The organism is Kitasatospora sp. NPDC056327, from assembly GCF_042261735.1.
Taxonomy (GTDB): Bacteria; Actinomycetota; Actinomycetes; order Streptomycetales; family Streptomycetaceae; genus Kitasatospora.
This window is the reverse complement of the sequence record NZ_JBHJRC010000079.1, coordinates 1-16,502: the sequence shown is the minus strand read 5'-3', so window position 1 is coordinate 16,502 and position 16,502 is coordinate 1. Positions and strand designations below refer to the sequence as shown.

Sequence of the window (16,502 nt, the reverse complement as noted above, 5' to 3'; positions counted from 1 at the left end):
TCGCACACGGATCATGATCCTGAAAGGTTCTCCCCGGAAATTCCCAGCATCGCCGTTACCTGCGGAATTGTCGTTCCGTAACATGGCGGAGATCACACCAGGAACAATTCCCCCACCCGGCTCGTCTAGGGTGTCCGAGTCGGTCGCGCAGTGGGCGCGCCGGTCCGCGAGCGCCCGGAGGGAGGGGAGAGGCCGTGCAGCAGGACACCCACGGCACCGGTCCGGACGCCGGATCCCACCCGTCCGACCCGGCCCGCGGCATCCCCGTCCAGCGCCGGCGCACCCCGGACGGGCCCGCGTCCGCGACCCCCACCCCCGCCCCCGCCCCCGCCCCCGGCGGCCGGGCCGCCCACCGCCGGGAGCGCGCCCGGCGGCGCAACCGCCGCCGTCGCCTGCTGAAGTGGACCGGTGGTCTCGGCGCCTTCGTCATGGTGGCCGGCTGCGGCGGCGCGTACTACGCGTACCAGCACTTCAACAACAACATCACCGCCGTCAAGGTGCAGCTGGGCAGCGAGGCGGAGCGGCCCAGGCCGGCCGGCGACGCCCTGAACATCCTGGTGATCGGCACCGACAGCCGGGAGGGGCTGGGCCGCGCGTACGGCGACGAGGGCAGCGCCGGTCACGCCGACACCACCCTGCTGTTCCACGTCGCCAAGGACCGCACCAACGCGACGGTGCTCAGCATCCCGCGCGACCTCATGGTCCCGGTCCCCGACTGCACGACGCCGGAGGGCAGGACGATCCCCGGCTCGGCGCGCACGATGTTCAACAACAGCCTCGGCCAGGAGGGCCGGGATCCGGGCTGCACCTGGAAGACCGTCGAGAAGACGACCGGGATCCGGATCGACCACTTCGTGATGGTCGACTTCGAGGCCGTGAAGACGCTCTCCACCGCCGTCGGCGGCGTCGAGGTGTGCGCGGCCAAGGACATCGACGACCCGGACTCCCACCTGAGGATGAGCAAGGGCCGGCACGTGGTCCAGGGCGACGAGGCGCTCGCGTTCGTCCGCACCCGGCACGCCGTCGGGCAGGGCGGCGACCTCACCCGGATCCCGCTGCAGCAGCAGTTCATCAGTTCGATGATCCGCTCCGTCAAGAGCAGCGACACGCTGACCAATCCGGCCAAGCTGTGGAAGCTCGCGGACGCCGGCACCAAGGCGCTCACCGTCGACTCCGGGATCGGCAGCGTCGACCGGCTGAAGGACCTCGCGCTGGACGTCAGCAAGGTCGACACCGCGAACATCACCTTCGCCACCGTGCCGGTGCTGGACGACCCGGCGGACGAGAACCGGCTGATACTCAAGCAGCCGGACGCCGGACAGCTGTTCTCGATGGTCGGGAGCGACCGTTCGCTGACCGGGGCCCCGGCGGCCACCGGGGCTCCCGGCGCCGCGGCGAGCACCGCGGCCCCGGCCGCTCCGGCCACCCAGGACGCGCCGACCGCCGCGGCCGCTCCGGCGGCCGACGCCAAGGGGCTGCGGGTGACCGTGCACAACGGCAGCGGGACGCCCGGGCAGGCGCAGCAGACCGTCGACCGGCTGAAGGCGAAGGGCTACGCGAAGGCCGCGACGGCCGCCAACTCGCCCGTGGCGGCGAGCACCACGGTCTCCCACCCGGCCGGGAAGGCCGCCGAGGCGGCGGCCCTGGCGAGCGCGCTGGGCCTGCCCGCCGACGCCGTCCGGGCGGACCCGAAGCTGGGGGCCGGGGACGGGCTGGTGCTGGTGCTCGGCAAGGACGCGCCGGCCGCCGCTGCCGCCGCTGCGGCGCCGGGCGCCGTGCCGACCGAGGCCCCGAAGGACCTCCAGCGGGTCCAGGCCGACGACACGGACGTCTGCGCGAAGTAACACCGGCCGGGCCGGCGGCCCCGGTGATCGCGCCCTCGCCGTCTCGCCGTCTCGCCGCCGTCCCCGCCTCCCCGCCTCCCCGGCGGGACGGGGTGCCGGGCGCCCTACTCCGGGGCGGGCCCGGCCGGGGCGAGCGTGCCGTCGTCCTCCCGGTACTCCTCGCCGGTGCGCGGGCAGCGCCAGCGGTCGCCGCCGACGGGCTCCAGCGGCTCGCCGGCCCGGCCGACCCATTTGATCCGCCGGGCCGGGACGCCGGCCACGAGGGCGAAGTCCGGGACGTCGCGGTGCACCACCGCGCCGGCCGCGACCATGGCCCAGCGGCCCACCGTCACCCCGGCGACCAGGACGGCCCGGCCGCCGATCGAGCAGCCATGGCGGAGCGTCACCCCGTGCGCGTGCCAGTCCTCGCCGCGCTTGAGCCGGCCGTCGACGTCCACCGAGCGCGGGTAGCGGTCGTTGGTGAGCACCACGGCCGGGCCGACGAAGACGCCGTCCTCCAGCACCGCGGGCTCGTACACCAGCGCGTGGTTCTGCAGTTTGACCCGGTCGCCGATGCGCACGCCGGGGCCGACGTAGGCGCCGCGGCCGATGACGCACTCCGCGCCGACCACCGCGTGCTCGCGGACCTGGGCGAGGTGCCAGACGGTCGTCCCGGCGCCGAGCACCGCGCGGGCGTCCACGTCGGCCGTCGGCTCGACCCGGGCGGCGGCGACCGCGGCGGTGCCGTTGCCGGCGGCGGCGGAAACGGCGGCGGACCCGCCCTCGACTGTCCCCATGGCGCCCGACGATAGCGCCGGGAGCGGGGACGGGAGAGCGGGTCCGCGGGATCGACCGGGTGCCGCCGGAGGCGGCCGGGGGGCGGCCGGGGGGCGGCCGGGGGGCGGCCGGGGGGCGGCCGGGGGGCGTCAGCCGCGCTCGGCGACCACGTCGGCGGGGGCCGGGGCGCGGCTGCCGATCACCTTGCGGGCCAGCGAGCGCGGCGAGGTGAGGAAGCCGAAGCCCCAGCTGAGGTGCATGGTCGCGAAGGCCACCGGGAGCAGCGCCCTGGCCCTGGGCGCCAGGCCGCGGCCCTCGGTCAGCGCACCGCCGACGATGCCCAGCAGGTAGGCACCGGGGGCGGCCAGGAAGACCGGGTGGACGGCCGCACCGAGCACCAGCCCGAGCGTGACGCCGAGGAAGGCGGCCGGCGGCGCGAGGTAGCGCAGGTTGACCGAGCCCTTGTGGTACCGGGTGACCACCCGACGCCAGCGGCCGTAGTCCTTGTACTGCTTGGCCAGCGCCCGGACGTTGGGCCGGGGCCGGTAGGTGACGCGCAGCTGCGGGGTGAACCAGACCAGACCGCCGTCCTGGCGGATCCGGTAGTTGAGCTCCCAGTCCTGAGCGCGGACGAACTCCTCGTTGTAGCCGCCGAGGCGCTCCAGCACCTCGCGCCGGAACACCCCGAGGTAGACGGTGTCCGCCGGGCCGGCCAGGCCGCCGGTGTGGAAGGCGGCGTTGCCGACGCCGAGCTTGGAGGTCATCGCGGCGGCTACCGCGTTCTCCCACTCGGTCTCGCCCTCGGCGTGCATGATGCCGCCGACGTTGGCGGCCTCCATCTCGCCGAGCAGCCGGACCGCCGTGGTGATGTAACCGGGGGTCAGCAGGCCGTGGCCGTCGACCCGCACCACTATCGGGTGGCTGGAGCCGCGGATGGCGGCGTTCAGCCCGGCGGGGGTGCGCCCGGTGGGGTTCTCCACGGTCCGGACCCTCGGGTCCCCGGCGACGAGCTCGGCGGCGATCTGCGCGGTGCGGTCGGAGGACGGACCGAGGGCGATCACCACCTCCATCGGCCCGGCGTAGTCCTGTTCCAGGATGTGCCGGACGGCCGTGCGCAGGTGTCGTTCCTCGTTGAGCACCGGCATGATCACGGAGACCGCCGGCAGCTCCTCAGCAGCCTTGGTGTTCATCGGAGCCAACCGTACCGGTGCGGGCGGGGTGCCGTCCTGTCCGGTCCGGGCGGCTCCCCCGGGGTGCCCGCCGCACCGTCCGCCGGGTCCGGCCAAGGGGCCGCGGGGGGACGTGCGGGAGAACGCCGACGAGGCGTCCGGCCGTCACCGGAGGGTGAGCGGAGGAACGTTTCACCGATCGCGCCCACCGTACTCCCCGGCCCCGGCGCGCCCTCACCCGGCCCGGCCGAGGGCGCCCCTACCATCCGAGGAATGCCCGTCTCCCCCCTCTCCGCCCAGTCCGGAGGCCCGGCCGGTGCCTCGTCCACTCGGCTCGGAGCCCGGTCCGGACGGCGGCGGCGCTGGCCCCGCAGGCTGGCCGCGGGCATCGCTCTCGGCATCCTCGCCACCTCCTGCGGCGGCTGGGCGGTCCTGCACGGCATCGGGTCGATCGACCGGGTCGACGCCTTCGGGGCCGAGCGGGCCCGGCCGCCGGCCGACGACGCCTCCACGACCTTCCTGGTGGTCGGCACCGACGAGCGCGAGGGCATCCCGGAGCGGACGCTCAAGAACGTGCTGCACGCCGGGGGCGAGTCCTGCCACTGCACCGACACGATGATGATCGTCCAGCTGGCGGGGAACGGCTCCCGCGCCAGTGTGGTCAGCATCCCGCGTGACTCCTACGTCGACATCCCCGCCCACCGGGACCCGGCGAACGGCCGGGACGTCCCGGCCGCGAAGGGGAAGATCAACGCCGCGTACGGGCTGGGCGGCCCGCAGCTGACCGTCGCGACCGTGGAACAGAACACCGGGCTGCGGATCGACCACTACCTCCAGCTGAACTTCGCCGGGTTCGTCTCCGCCGTGGACGCCGTCGGCGGGGTGCGGGTCTGCACCGCCAAACCGCTCAAGGACGAGTACTCGGGCCTGGACCTGCCCGCGGGCACCAGCACCCTGGACGGCGCGGGGGCGCTCAAGTACGTGCGAGCCCGGCACGTGGACGGCAGCGCCGACCTGGGGCGGATGCACCGGCAGCAGAAGGTCGTCGCCCAGCTGCTGCACGAGGTGACCAACAGCGGGACCCTGCTCAACCCGGTGCGGCTGGCCCGGGTGACCGACAGCCTGCTCGGCTCGGTCAAGGCCGACAAGGGGCTCGCGGCGGACGACCTGGTCACCCTGGCGACCCGGATGAAGGACCTGAGGGACGGCCGGGCCGACTTCGCGACCGTGCCGCTGGCCTCGGTGGACCATCCGGTCGCGGGGTGGGGGTCGACGGTGCTCTGGGACCGGGCGCGCTCCCGGGCGCTGTTCGACGCGGTCCGCGAGGGGCGGCCGCTGACGAACGGTGCCGGCGGTCCGGGCGGTCCGGGCGGCCAGGGCAACCAGGGCGGCACGGACGGGGCGCAGGAGGCGGACGGGGCCGGGGAGGCGGAGACCGCGGAGCCCTCGGCCCCGGCGGCTCCCGTCGTCGCCCCGGAACAGGTGCACGTCCAGGTGTTCAACGCGGCGGGCGTGCCGGGGCTGGGTGCCCGGGTCGACACCGAGCTGCGGCGGGCCGGGTTCGCCACCACCGGGGCGCCGTCCAACGCCCCGGCCGGCACGGCGGCCGGGCGCACGGTCATCCGGTACGACCCGCGCTGGGCGGAGTCGGCGCGGACCCTCGCGGGCGCGGTGCCGGGAGCCGGGCTGACGCCGGTGCCGGGGCTCGGGGCGACCCTCCAGTTGTACGCGGGCGGGGACCGGCCGCCGGCCTCGCCGTCGGCCACCGCTCCGGCCGGCGCCACTGCGGCGGCGAGCGGGCGGGCGACGGACGGGCGGACGGCGGGCGCCGTCCCGGCATCGCCGCCCCCGGCGCCCTCCCCGGGGGCGGGGGCTTCCGGCCCGGCGGCTTCCGGCCCGGCGGCGGAGGCGCAGAGCGGGGCGGCAACGTCCGGGGCCGCCGCCGAGCGGGCGAGCGACATCATCTGCCCCTGACCCGGACGCCCCCGCACAAGCGGGCGGGGCAGGGTGCGCACGGCACCCTGCCCCTTCCCCGGTTCCCCCGGTTCCCCCGGGTCCCCCCTTGTCCCCCGTCGATCCCGGTGCGACCCCCGATCCCCCGATCCGGGGGTCGCAGCGGGTCAGTCCGTCGCGATCGCCGCGAGGACGTTCATCCGCCCGGCCCGGAAGGCCGGGATGAGCGCGGCCAGCAGGCCGATGACCACCGAGGCGGCCAGGGTGAGCAGGATCGTCGTGGTCGGGATGGCGAGCGCCTCCAGACCCTGCGTGCGCAGCACCCGCTGCCCGGTGACGCCCCAGGCCAGGCCGAGCACGGTGCCGAGCACGGCGCCGAACAGGGCGATCACCACCGACTCCAGCCGGATCATCCGGCGCAGCTGGCGGCGGGAGAGCCCGATCGCCCGCAGCAGGCCGATCTCGCGGGTCCGCTCGACCACCGAGAGCGCCAGGGTGTTGATCACTCCGAGCACCGCGACCACGATCGCCAGGAAGAGCAGTCCGTAGATCATGTAGAGCAGGGTGTTGACCTGCTCCTGGACGAGCTCCTTGTAGCCGGCCTGGTCACGGACCGAGGCCTGCGGGTACTCCTTGAGCGCGCCCTCCAGTGCCGTGAGGGTCTTGGCGACGTCCACCCCGGAGGCGGCCTTGCCGAAGGCCACCGCGGCGACCGGCTGGTCGGCGGCGGGCACCGCCTTGGTGACGGTGTCCAGCGCGGCGAAGGTGGAGCCGTCGAAGAGCGAGTTGCCCTTCTTCATCACGACGCCGACCGGCAGCGACTGGACCCGCCCCTGGCCGTAGTCGATCTTTATGCTGTCGCCGACCTTGAGGCCGTGGTCCTTGGCGTAGTCCTCGCCGACCGCCAGCGAGCCCTGCTTGAGCGAGTCGGCGGCGCCGGTCTTGACCGGCAGGGTGAAGTCGTCGGTGAACCGCCCGGTGACCGCGGAGATGCCGTCCTCCGTGGCCTTGCCGTCCGGGGTGGTGAGGATCGCGGGCAGGAACTTCTGCTCGGTGACGTGGTCGATGCCCGAGGTCCTGCGGACGGCGTCGACGATCTCCGGGGAGACGCCGGTCGGTCCGGCCGAGACGATGTAGTCGGCGCCCACCGAGCGGTCGATCTGCACGTTGGTGGACTTGATCACGGTGGAGGTGAAGACCGAGGCACCGATCACCAGCGCCAGTCCGATCATCAGCGCGGCGGCCGTGGCGCCGGTGCGGCGCGGGTTGCGCATCGCGTTGCGCTGGGCGAGCTTGCCGGACGGGCCGAACAGCGTGGGCAGCAGGGCGCCGAGCACCCGCACCACGGTGGTGGCCAGCAGCGGCCCGAGGACGACGAAACCGACGAGCGTGAACAGCACGCCCAGCCCGATGTACTGCCCGCCGGTGGCCATCTTGTCGGCGCCCGCGGCCAGCGCCAGCAGACCGGCGCCGGCGGCCGTCAGCACCAGGCCGATGATCGCCCGGATCCGGTTCGAGCGGGGCTCGGCCGGGGTGCCGTGGTCGCGCAGCGCGGCGATCGGAGCGATCTTGCTGGCCCGCCGGGCCGGGATCCAGGCCGCGAGCACGGTGATCACGATGCCCACCGCGTACCCCGCGACGAACACGCTCGCGCCGATCTTCAGGTCGGAGGCGTCCAGGTGCATGCCGGCCGCGTTCATCAGCTGGATCAGCCCGACCGCCAGGCCGAGGCCCGCGCCGATGCCGAGCGTGGAGCCGACCGCACCGAGCAGCAGCGCCTCGACCAGCACCGACTGGTTGACCTGCCGGCGGCTGCCGCCGACGGCGCGCAGCAGACCGATCTCCCGGGTGCGCTGGGCGACCAGCATCGAGAAGGTGTTGATGATCAGGAAGCCGCCGACCAGCAGCGAGACGCCGGCGAAGCCGAGCATCGCGTACTTCATGAAGTCGAGGAAGGAGCCGACGTCCTTGGCGCTCTCCTCCTTCTGCTCGGCGGCCGTCTTCGCCTGGAAGCCGGCGCCGAGGCCGGCCAGCGCGTCGGACTTGAGCTGCTCGTCGGTACGGCTGCCGTCGCCGAACACCTCGACCGAGGTGTAGGTGCCGCCCTGCCCGAGCAGGACGTTCTGGGCGGTGGCGGTGTCCACGAAGGCCAGTGCCGCGCCCGGGTTGGTGGTCTTGAAGGTGGCGATGCCGACGATGGTGAAGTCGTGCTTGTCGCCGGTGATCACGCGCAGCTTGCCGCCCAGGGCCAGCTTGGCCTTCTTGGCGGTGTCCGCGTCGAGGACGACCTCGCCGGGACCCTGCGGGACGTGGCCGGAGGTGATCTCGACCGGGTTGCGCGGGGTGTCCACCCAGTTGCCGACGAGCGTGGGGGCGCCGGTGGTCGGGCCCACCCGCTTGTTGGCGGCCGGATCGGCCAGGGTGGCGCTCTGCACCATGATCTGACCGATCGCCGACTTCACCCCCGGCAGTGCGGCGATCCTGCCGACGCTGTCGGCGGGTATCGTGCGGGCCTTCGCCCGGGCGTCCTCCTCGCCGCCGATCTCCGGCTTGGCGGGCCGGACGGAGAGGTCGGAGGCGGTCGACGCGAAGAGCCGGTCGAAGGTGCTGGTCGCGGTGTTGGAGAACACCAGCGTCCCGGAGACGAAGGCGACCGACAGCACGACCGCGATCAGGGAGAGCAGCATCCGCCCCTTGTGGGCGAGGAAGCTCCGCAGTGACGTCTTGAGCAGCATGATCCTGTTGGCCCCTGCCCGCTCAGCTGGTGCGCTTGCCGTCGAAACGGCGCATGCGCTCAAGGACGGAGTCGGCCGTCGGGGCGTGCATCTCGTCGACGATCACGCCGTCGGCGAGGAACAGCACGCGGTCCGCGTAACCGGCGGCGACCGGGTCGTGGGTGACCATCACGATGGTCTGGCCCAGCTCGTCGACGCTGCGGCGCAGGAAGGAGAGCACCTCGGCGCCGGAGCGGGAGTCGAGGTTGCCGGTGGGCTCGTCCCCGAAGATGATCTCGGGCCGGGCGGCCAGGGCCCGGGCCACCGCGACGCGCTGCTGCTGACCGCCGGAGAGCTGCGTCGGGCGGTGCTTGAGCCGGCCCGACAGGCCGACCGTCTCCACCACCCGGTCCAGCCAGGCCTGGTCGGGCCTGCGGCCGGCGATGTCCATCGGGAGCGTGATGTTCTCCAGCGCGTTCAGCGTCGGGAGGAGGTTGAACGCCTGGAAGATGAACCCGATCTTGTCCCGGCGCAGCCTGGTCAGCTGCTTGTCCTTGAGGCCGGTGATCTCGGTCTCGCCGATCCAGATCCGCCCGTCGGTCACCGTGTCCAGACCGGCCAGGCAGTGCATCAGGGTCGACTTGCCGGAACCCGAGGGGCCCATGATCGCGGTGAAGCGGCCGCGCTGGATGTCGACGTCGACCGCGTCCAGGGCGGTGACCCTGGTCTCGCCCGTTCCGTAGGACTTGGTCACCCGACGGGCCGAGGCGGCGACGGCGGGGGCGCCGCCGGGAAGCTGGGGGTCGTACACGGCTGCTGCTGCCGTCGTCACTGTCGTCTCCTAAGAAGTGGGCCCACCCGTTGCCCCCAGCCTCGTCCGTTCCACCCGTCCGGCGACATCGCGCTGGGGATAGTTTTCGACCGGGAGTCAGCCCCACCCTCCCGGTGAACCGGGGGCCCGGACCCGATAGCAGCGGGTCCGCCTCCGACGGGCGGGGATGTGAACCACGTTAGGAGTCGGTGCCCCGCCTCCTCGTCATCCGCCGGGAGGAAGCGGCCCAACCCGAGTTGTACGGGGTGGCCGACCCCTCCCCCTAGGGGTCGGACGGGCACCCGTCAGGGTCCGGAAGGGCAACGGGCCCCGCCGGGCGGTCGCCGGACGGGGCCCAGGGGTTCGGCGGCGGGCGCCGGGCGGCCTCAGGACGCCAGGGCCGGCGTGGAGAGGCGGTCCAGGGCGGTCGCGAACGCGTCCACCACCGGGCGCAGCAGCACGTCGGTCTCCCGCTCGATCGCCGTCGTGCCGTCCTCCCGGACGGTGATGTGACGGTCGAGCACGAACCAGCCCTGGGTGATGTGTCCGGCGCCCATCGAGCTGAGCACCGGCCGCAGCGCGTAGTCCACCGCCAGCACGTGCGCGGTCGAGCCGCCGGTGGCGAGCGGCAGGACGGCCTTGTCGCGAAGCGCGTACTGCGGCAGCACGTCGAGCAGCGTCTTGAGCAGCCCCGAGTAGGCCGCCTTGTAGACCGGGGTGCCGATCACCACGCCGTCGGCCTCGGCGAAGAGCTCCAGGGCGGCCGCCAGCTCCGGGTGCGAGAGGTCGGCGGAGAGCAGCGCGTGCGCCGGCAGGCTGCGCACCTCGAACGGGACCACGCGGTGGCCGCGCTCCTCCAGCTGCGCGTCGACCAGACGCAGCAGGCGGGTGGTGCGGGAGGTCGCGGACGGGGATCCGGAAACGGACAGAACGGTGGCCATGGGTTCACCTCGGGGAGGAAGCGGGGCGGCGCTTCGGCAGCACGGGGCACTCACCGGGCGCGGGGCGCGCCGGGCCGGACGGGCAGGGACCTACCGGTCGGCGGGCAGTGGCGAGCGCGCTGCGCAGGCAGCGTCGAGAACGTGGGAGAGGAGGAAGTGGTGGGGTTTCGACGGGTGCGCGTCAGCCACAACAGAGCGAACGGGACACACGCAGAAGGTCGACGTGCCGCCGACGCGTGAGAGTCCATCGCTGATCCATGGCAGTCATGCAAACACGCAGCGTTCGGGACGGTCAAGGATCGTCCCGCCAGGCGAACACCTGGTGAGACGGATGATGAGACGGGGCCCGCCGCGGAGCGGCCCCCGGCCGGGCGGGCGGCCGTACGGGGGATCCGGGCGCGCGCCCGGCCGGACCTTGCCCCGGAACGATCCGGTGCGTGCATCAAAACGGCTACAAGGGCCCTGGTGGGGCCCCCGGGGGGAGTCACCGGACCGCGCTTCGGGCATCCTCTCCCACATGAACACGTGGCAGGAGGGCCGCCCGGGCGGCGGCGGGAACCCGTACGGCGGCGGCAACGGTGGCGGTGGCGGCGCGTACGGGCACGGCGGTGGCGGGACGGCCGAGCCGCCGCTGCCGTCCTCGCTGAACCCGCGCGGCCCCGGTGCCCCGGCACCCCGGCAGCCCCAGCCGCCCCAGCAGGCGCGGCAGCCGCAGGCGCCCGGCTACGGGCCCGCGCGGGACTACGGGCAGCCGGGGGCTCCGGGTCACGGACAGCCCGGGGTTCCGGCGCAGGGCGGCCCGGGGCCGGCCGGCGGCCCTCCCGGCGGACCGGGGCGGCCGGGCGGGCCGATAGCCCCGGGCGGGCCCGGGTCCCCCGCCGGTGCCCGCTCCTCGCGCTGGCCGCGGCGCCGGATCGTCAAGTGGTCGGTGTTCGGCGTGATCATCGCCCTGATGGTCACCACCGTCTCCACCTGGTTCTGGGCGGACGCCAAGCTCAACCACGAGAACGTACTCGGCGACTACCCCGGCCGGCCGGCCGCGGGCAAGGGCACCAACTGGCTGATCGTCGGCTCCGACAGCCGCAACGGCCTCTCCGACTCCCAGGAGGAGGACCTGCACACCGGCCACGCGGGCGGGAAGCGCAGCGACTCGATGATGATCCTGCACGTCGGGGACAACGGGAACACCCTGATGAGCATCCCGCGCGACTCCTGGGTGCCGATCCCCGAGCACGTCGGCGAGAACGGAAAGACCGTCAAGGCGACCACCTCGAAGATCAATTCGGCCTTCGCCTCGGGCGGCGGCAAGCTGCTCGCACAGACCGTCGAGACCAACACCGGCATCCGCCTCGACCACTACGCCGAGATCGGCTTCGCCGGCTTCGTGGGCATCGTCGACTCGGTCGGCGGCGTGGACATGTGCATCGAGCAGGACGTCAAGGACAAGGACTCCGGGCTCGACCTCAAGGCCGGCTGCCAGACCCTCAGCGGCACCCAGGCGCTGGCCTTCGTCCGCCAGCGGCACCAGATGGCCGACCAGGACCTCGGCCGGATGCGCAACCAGCAGAAGTTCCTCGGCGCGCTGGCCAAGCAGGCGGCCTCGCCGGCCACCGTGCTCAACCCGTTCACGTTCTACCCGCTGGTCTCCTCCGGCCTCGGCACCCTGATCGTCGACGAGGACGCCGGACTGACCGACCTCGGCTCGCTGTTCCTCGCGATGAAGGACGTCAACGGCGGGAGCGGCAGGAGCATCACCGTGCCGATCGCCAACCCCGACTTCAAGACCAACACGGGCGAGTCGGCGGTGAAGTGGGACACCGCGAAGGCGAAGCAGGTCTTCGACGCGTTCAAGAACGACACCGCCGTTCCCGACGTGAAGTAGCCGCGGCCCCGTCGCGCGGCCGGCGGGTGCGGCCCGAGGGTGCGTGACTCGCCGTAACGCCGCCGACACAATGGGTGGATGTCACTCGTCACCGTGCTGATCTACCGCCGCCGACACCGCCTCCTGGGCCGCCTGGTCCAGGAGGCGCTCGCGTGCTACGGGATGGAGGTGCCGGCCGCCGCCGAGATCGGGCCGGGCCTCGTCGTGTTCCACCGGGGCTTCGGCACCGTGCTGCACCCGCTCACCACCCTGGGGGCGGGGGTGACGCTGTACAACGGCGTGACCGTCGGCCGGGCCGACCCGTGGGTGCCGCAGGAGGAGAGCGCGATGCGGCGGGTGGTGGTGGAGGACGGCGCGGTGCTCTGCGCCGGGGCCAAGGTGGTCTGCAAGGAGGGGGTGCTGACCGTCGGCGCGGGCACCGTGGTGGGCGCCAACGCCGTACTGACCCGCTCCACCGGGCCGGGCGAGATCTGGGCCGGGGTCCCCGCCCGCCGGGTGGGCCTGCGGGCGGGGTGGCCGGGCACTGCGGCCGGGGCGCGGGGGGCCGTGGCGGGCGAGGCCGTCGTGGATGCGGCGGCGGGTGCGGCCGTGGCGGGCGAGGCGGCGGGGCGGTGAACGGGCCGCCCGCCCCCGGCGGCAGGGTCGCCCGGTCGCCTCAGCGGACGACCACGCCCGGGAGGTAGCCCGTGGCGCACTCCGCGTAGCGGTGGACCGGCTCGCCGCGGCCGCCGGCGGCCGGCCGCCCGGCGCGGCCCTCCTGCTCGCCGGCGAAGCCGTGGTGGATCACCTGGCCGCCGCGCCCGTCCGCGAAGGGTCCCTCCGACCAGCGGGCGCGGGCCAGGTGGACGACGAGGGTCGCCGGGCACTGCGGCTGGGGCCGTTCCAGGACGAGTTCGCAGCCGGCCTCCCCCGGCGGGAAGCTCACCACCGCCTCGCTGGTCCGCAGCCGCGCCCGGCCCGGCTCCCACTCCACCGCCCAGTACGCGGACACCGTGACGTCCAGCCGCCCCTCCAGGCCGCCCCCGTCCGGCCGGACGTACTCCTCGTCGGGGACCCAGCGGGCGTGGTTGCGGATGTCGTCCGGGCCGAACCACTCCGCCCAGGTGACCCAGTAGCCCGCGATGCGCTTGATCGTCATGCTCTCCCGGGCGATCCGGACCGGGATGCGGGTCGGACTGGCGGGCTCGCCCATCAGCAGGACACGGCCGTCGCCGTCGATCCGCAGGTCGCCCCCGGGGTCGAAGGAGAGGACGGTCACCTGCTCGAAGGTCACCTCACCGTCGTCCTTGCGTCGACTCGTCTGCCTCATGGGTGAACCACCTTGCCACGGAAAGGAGTTGAGCTAGCCACGACCGCCCCGTTCACCCGGTCGGCCGCGCCCGCGCAGCATACGGCGCACACCCGGTCGCGGCGTGTGATTCCGGCGAATCCCCCCGGGGCGGACGGCGCGCGGCTATCCTGCGCGTGCACAGCTCGCCGCACGCGCCCCCGGAGCCCCACGCGCGCCCGCGCGCGCCGCACGGAAGGAGCCCGCTGGGATGGGCGACACACACTGGCGGGAGCTCCACCGGGAGCAGATCCACAGCGCGTACGGCCGCGGCGCCGACCGGGTGACCTTCGAACTGCCGGACGGCCGGGAGGAGGTCTACCACCTCGGCAACGAGTACGCCGCCGCGTCCGTCGTCGCCCTGACGCCCGACCGCCGCATCGTGCTGACCAGGCAGTTCCGGCCGGGCCCGCGGGCCGTGCTGTACGAACTGCCGGGCGGCGTGGTGGACGCCGGCGAGTCCCCCGAGGCCGCGGCCGCCCGTGAACTCGCCGAGGAGACCGGCTACCGGGGCGACGTCCGGCTCGTCACCGCGACCTGGCACGACGCCTACTCCAACGGCGTGCGCTACGCCTGCGTCGCCACCGACTGCACCCCCACGGCCCGGCTCGCGCACGACCCCAACGAGTTCATCGAGGTGGTGCTGATGGAGCTGGAGGAGTTCCGGTCCACCGTGCTGCACCGCGGCCGGCTCACCGACGTGGGCCCGGCCTACCTGGGGCTGGACCACCTCGGTCTGCTGTAGGGCACGGCCCAGGAGGCGGCTCCGGGTCCCCGTCCGGGCCGGGTGCGGCGGCGGAGGGGGCGTGGGCGGCGGGAGGCCGGGCGGCACTCCCCCGGCCGCCCGCCGGCTGCGGGCCGTGACGCTCAGGGGGCGGTGGGGAGGCGCTCCAGGACGATGCCGAAGTGGGTGCGGTAGGCGGCGAGGGCCGCCTCGGCGCCGAGGAGTTCCTCGGTGCGGGTGCCGTCGGGGGCGGTGCGCAGGAGGCGGGTGCCGCCGGTCGCGCGGGTGCCGGTGAGGGTGACCCGGCCGCCGTCCGGGGTGGGACGGGAGCAGGTGGTCGCACGGGTGAAGTGCGAGTCGGGGGACGTGGTCTGCCACCAGCAGGTGGGCACGAAGTCCGTCAGCAGACAGGGGCGCAGGTCCAGGCGGTACTGCGGCTCGCCGTCGAGGTGGACGTCCAGCCGCGTGCCCGCGTCGTCGGCGACCGGGACGACGACGGCCACCCCGGCCGGGTCGTGCTGGGGGCCGCGTTCGTCGAGGAGCAACGGCCGGCGGGTGAAACGTCCGAACCCGACGTCGGCCAGCCAGGCGGCGCCGTCCGCCTCCACCCGCAGGGCGAGGTGGTCGAACGGCGGTCCGGGCCGAAGGCCGTCGAAGACCCGGGCGGCGAGCAGGTCGACCCGGTAGCCGAGGGCGCGCAGCAACGCGGCGAAGGCGCCGTTGAGTTCGTAGCAGAACCCGCCGCGCCGCCGGGTGACGATCTTCTCCAGCAGCGCGGCGGGTTCGAGCACGACGGGCTCGCCGAGGTGGATGCCCAGGTTCTCGAACGGCACGGCGTCCAGGTGGGCCTCCTGGAGCCGGGCCAGCCCGGCGGCACCGGGCCGCCCGGGCCGCCCGGGCGGCCCGGCCCCGATCCGGGCGAGGTAGGCCGTCACCTGCTCGGCGGTGAGGCCGGCGGTGACGTCGGCGGCGGCAGCGGCGGTGCCGGTGCCGGTGCCGGTGAGCTCCGCGGGGTCCTTCGAGGCTTCGTCCACCCCACCCATCCAAGCGGACACGGCCCCGGGGGCGGCGGACCGGGGGTCAGGGGCGGGCGGTGGCGTGCTGGTGGAGGTAGGCACCGGCGTGGGCGGCGGCCTCCTCCCTGGTCGGCTGCGGGGCGGCAGGGGCGGTCCGCGAGCCGTCGGCGGCGCGGGCGGTCCAGGTCCAGTGGCCGCCGGTCGGATCCCGGGTCAGTTCGGCCGTCCCGCCGAAGAGTTCCAGGACCGTGACGGCTTCGCCCGCGGGCGGGCGGAGGACGGCGTCGGGCCACTTCTTGCGGGCGCCCTGGCGGGTGATGCCCCAGGCCGCGCCGAGCTGCTCGTAGCTCGCGCCGTAGGACCCGGCGGTGCCGGCGGCGATCTCCGTCAGGCGCTTGACCTCGGCGTCCACCACCTTCCAGGTGGCGAGCACGGTGAGCGCCACGTCGGCCGGGTCGGCGTCCCACATGCGGTGCACGGGTTCGCCGGTCGTCCGGGCACGGACCGCCGTGGCGAGCGGATCCAGGGCGTCGAGAAGGGCCCTGGCGAGCTCGGTCCGTTCGTCCGGAGTGATCTGAGGCATCGTCATGCGACAACCATAGTTAACGCAAGCGAATTTGGTAACCAAAGTTGTCAACCGGATCCGGCGCGGGAAGTCGGACGGGCCGACTTCCCGCGCACGGGCGTCAGGGGACGAGCACGCTCCGCCCGGAGACCGGCGCGTAGATCTGCCCGGGCACGACCAGCGCCTCGACGCCGCCCGAACAGTCCGTTCCGCTGCGGACCTGGATCACCGAGTCGGTCAGGTTGGTCACCACCGGGCGGACGAAGTCGCCCAGCGTGTAGCAGCCGCTCGGATCCTGGTGCGCGGAGCCGTCGATGATCAGCACCCCGTGGGCCGCGTACGCGCTGTTCGGGACGGCGACGGCGAGGGCGGCGGCCGTGAGCCAGGCCCCGAGGACGGTTGCGGTGCGTCGCTTCATGCGTCCACTTCCTTTCGACCGGAGCAGGACCGCCCCATCGCGGCCCGCCGGTGCGGCTCAAGGTAGTGAGGCGACGGCGCGGAGCGAGGGATCGACAGGACCTGTGCCTGGCCTGCAAGGGCTGCCGCAGCGACTGCCCGGTGGGCGTGGACATGGCGACGTACAAGGCGGAGTTCCTGCACCACCACTGGGCGGGCCGGATCCGCCCGCTGTCCCACTACACCCTGGGCGGCCTACCGGACCGGCTCCGCCTGATCGCCCGCCTCCGGGCGGCGGGAGCCGTCAACGCCCTGGCCCGACGCGTCCCCGTACCGGGACTGGACCGGGAGCGGGGCGGCCGACTGCCGGAACTGGCCCGCGAACCCTTCACGCGGTGGTGGGC

At 74.3% G+C, this 16,502-nt stretch carries 14 protein-coding genes and 1 pseudogene; 6 read left to right on the top strand and 9 right to left on the bottom strand.

Features of this window, described 5'->3' with window-relative positions:
- Positions 1-194 precede the first annotated feature (194 nt).
- Positions 195-1,844 (top strand): LCP family protein, encoded by a 1,650-nt coding sequence (locus tag ACFCX4_RS14385; RefSeq protein WP_376142078.1) that lies wholly within the window; start codon positions 195-197, stop codon positions 1,842-1,844.
- A 104-nt stretch (positions 1,845-1,948) separates the two neighbouring features.
- On the opposite strand, the gene ACFCX4_RS14380 is transcribed toward ACFCX4_RS14385, so the two are convergent.
- Both ACFCX4_RS14380 and ACFCX4_RS14375 read right to left on the bottom strand, forming a co-directional pair.
- Positions 1,949-2,620: an acyltransferase gene (locus ACFCX4_RS14380; RefSeq protein WP_376142076.1), complete on the bottom strand. Its 672-nt coding sequence runs from the start codon at positions 2,618-2,620 to the stop codon at positions 1,949-1,951.
- A 129-nt stretch (positions 2,621-2,749) separates the two neighbouring features.
- Positions 2,750-3,790: a glycosyltransferase family 2 protein gene (locus ACFCX4_RS14375; RefSeq protein ID WP_376142074.1), complete on the bottom strand. Its 1,041-nt coding sequence runs from the start codon at positions 3,788-3,790 to the stop codon at positions 2,750-2,752.
- A gap of 252 nt (positions 3,791-4,042) precedes the next feature.
- Here ACFCX4_RS14375 and ACFCX4_RS14370 point away from each other — a divergent pair, with 252 nt between their 5' ends.
- Positions 4,043-5,743, top strand: coding sequence for an LCP family protein (locus ACFCX4_RS14370; RefSeq protein WP_376142071.1), 1,701 nt, complete (start codon positions 4,043-4,045; stop codon positions 5,741-5,743).
- Between the two features lie 146 nt (positions 5,744-5,889).
- Here ACFCX4_RS14370 and ACFCX4_RS14365 read toward each other — a convergent pair whose 3' ends face one another.
- From ACFCX4_RS14365 to ssuE, 3 genes are all read right to left on the bottom strand, one after another.
- The gene (locus tag ACFCX4_RS14365) at positions 5,890-8,457 is read right to left on the bottom strand and encodes an ABC transporter permease (protein WP_376142069.1); all 2,568 of its coding nucleotides are present in this window, start codon (positions 8,455-8,457) and stop codon (positions 5,890-5,892) included.
- Positions 8,458-8,479: 22 nt separating this feature from the next.
- Positions 8,480-9,268, bottom strand: a complete 789-nt coding sequence (locus tag ACFCX4_RS14360; RefSeq protein ID WP_376142066.1) for an ABC transporter ATP-binding protein — start codon at positions 9,266-9,268, stop codon at positions 8,480-8,482.
- 365 nt (positions 9,269-9,633) lie between these two features.
- Positions 9,634-10,188, bottom strand: coding sequence for an NADPH-dependent FMN reductase (gene ssuE, locus ACFCX4_RS14355; RefSeq protein ID WP_376142063.1), 555 nt, complete (start codon positions 10,186-10,188; stop codon positions 9,634-9,636).
- Between the two features lie 517 nt (positions 10,189-10,705).
- On the opposite strand from ssuE, the gene ACFCX4_RS14350 reads away from it, so the two are divergent.
- Together ACFCX4_RS14350 and ACFCX4_RS14345 are read left to right on the top strand one after the other, a co-directional pair.
- Positions 10,706-12,070, top strand: coding sequence for an LCP family protein (locus ACFCX4_RS14350; RefSeq protein ID WP_376142061.1), 1,365 nt, complete (start codon positions 10,706-10,708; stop codon positions 12,068-12,070).
- 78 nt (positions 12,071-12,148) lie between these two features.
- Entirely contained in the window at positions 12,149-12,685 is a 537-nt protein-coding gene (locus ACFCX4_RS14345; protein WP_376142059.1) for a hypothetical protein, read from the top strand.
- Positions 12,686-12,725: 40 nt separating this feature from the next.
- Here the strand turns inward: ACFCX4_RS14345 and ACFCX4_RS14340 are convergent, their stop codons facing one another.
- Positions 12,726-13,379 carry a hypothetical protein gene (locus ACFCX4_RS14340; RefSeq protein WP_376142057.1) on the bottom strand — a complete coding sequence of 218 codons (654 nt, stop codon included), beginning with the start codon at positions 13,377-13,379 and terminating at the stop codon, positions 12,726-12,728.
- Positions 13,380-13,608: 229 nt separating this feature from the next.
- Between ACFCX4_RS14340 and ACFCX4_RS14335 the strand changes: the two genes are divergently transcribed.
- Positions 13,609-14,142 (top strand): NUDIX hydrolase, encoded by a 534-nt coding sequence (locus ACFCX4_RS14335; protein WP_376142054.1) that lies wholly within the window; start codon positions 13,609-13,611, stop codon positions 14,140-14,142.
- Positions 14,143-14,264: 122 nt separating this feature from the next.
- Here the strand turns inward: ACFCX4_RS14335 and ACFCX4_RS14330 are convergent, their stop codons facing one another.
- From ACFCX4_RS14330 to ACFCX4_RS14320, 3 genes are all read right to left on the bottom strand, one after another.
- Positions 14,265-15,056 (bottom strand): arylamine N-acetyltransferase, encoded by a 792-nt coding sequence (locus tag ACFCX4_RS14330; protein ID WP_376142097.1) that lies wholly within the window; start codon positions 15,054-15,056, stop codon positions 14,265-14,267.
- A gap of 145 nt (positions 15,057-15,201) precedes the next feature.
- A complete protein-coding gene (locus ACFCX4_RS14325; protein ID WP_376142052.1) occupies positions 15,202-15,726 on the bottom strand; it encodes a hypothetical protein in 525 nt (174 codons plus the stop codon).
- Positions 15,727-15,823: 97 nt separating this feature from the next.
- Positions 15,824-16,120 (bottom strand): hypothetical protein, encoded by a 297-nt coding sequence (locus ACFCX4_RS14320; protein WP_376142049.1) that lies wholly within the window; start codon positions 16,118-16,120, stop codon positions 15,824-15,826.
- Positions 16,121-16,191: 71 nt separating this feature from the next.
- Here ACFCX4_RS14320 and ACFCX4_RS14315 point away from each other — a divergent pair.
- Positions 16,192-16,502, top strand: a pseudogene (locus ACFCX4_RS14315) (FAD-binding oxidoreductase); the annotation flags it as partial.

Excerpts from the sequence above, each read along its gene's own strand:
- ACFCX4_RS14335 (WP_376142054.1), top strand. The coding sequence starts at position 13,609 with ATGGGCGACACACACTGGCGGGAGCTCCACCGGGAGCAGATCCACAGC.
- ACFCX4_RS14365 (WP_376142069.1), bottom strand. The coding sequence starts at position 8,457 with ATGCTGCTCAAGACGTCACTGCGGAGCTTCCTCGCCCACAAGGGGCGG.
- ACFCX4_RS14320 (WP_376142049.1), bottom strand. The coding sequence starts at position 16,120 with ATGAAGCGACGCACCGCAACCGTCCTCGGGGCCTGGCTCACGGCCGCC.
- ACFCX4_RS14325 (WP_376142052.1), bottom strand. The coding sequence starts at position 15,726 with ATGACGATGCCTCAGATCACTCCGGACGAACGGACCGAGCTCGCCAGG.
- ACFCX4_RS14375 (WP_376142074.1), bottom strand. The coding sequence starts at position 3,790 with ATGAACACCAAGGCTGCTGAGGAGCTGCCGGCGGTCTCCGTGATCATG.
- ssuE (WP_376142063.1), bottom strand. The coding sequence starts at position 10,188 with ATGGCCACCGTTCTGTCCGTTTCCGGATCCCCGTCCGCGACCTCCCGC.
- ACFCX4_RS14350 (WP_376142061.1), top strand. The coding sequence starts at position 10,706 with ATGAACACGTGGCAGGAGGGCCGCCCGGGCGGCGGCGGGAACCCGTAC.
- ACFCX4_RS14345 (WP_376142059.1), top strand. The coding sequence starts at position 12,149 with ATGTCACTCGTCACCGTGCTGATCTACCGCCGCCGACACCGCCTCCTG.
- ACFCX4_RS14340 (WP_376142057.1), bottom strand. The coding sequence starts at position 13,379 with ATGAGGCAGACGAGTCGACGCAAGGACGACGGTGAGGTGACCTTCGAG.
- ACFCX4_RS14370 (WP_376142071.1), top strand. The coding sequence starts at position 4,043 with ATGCCCGTCTCCCCCCTCTCCGCCCAGTCCGGAGGCCCGGCCGGTGCC.
- ACFCX4_RS14380 (WP_376142076.1), bottom strand. The coding sequence starts at position 2,620 with ATGGGGACAGTCGAGGGCGGGTCCGCCGCCGTTTCCGCCGCCGCCGGC.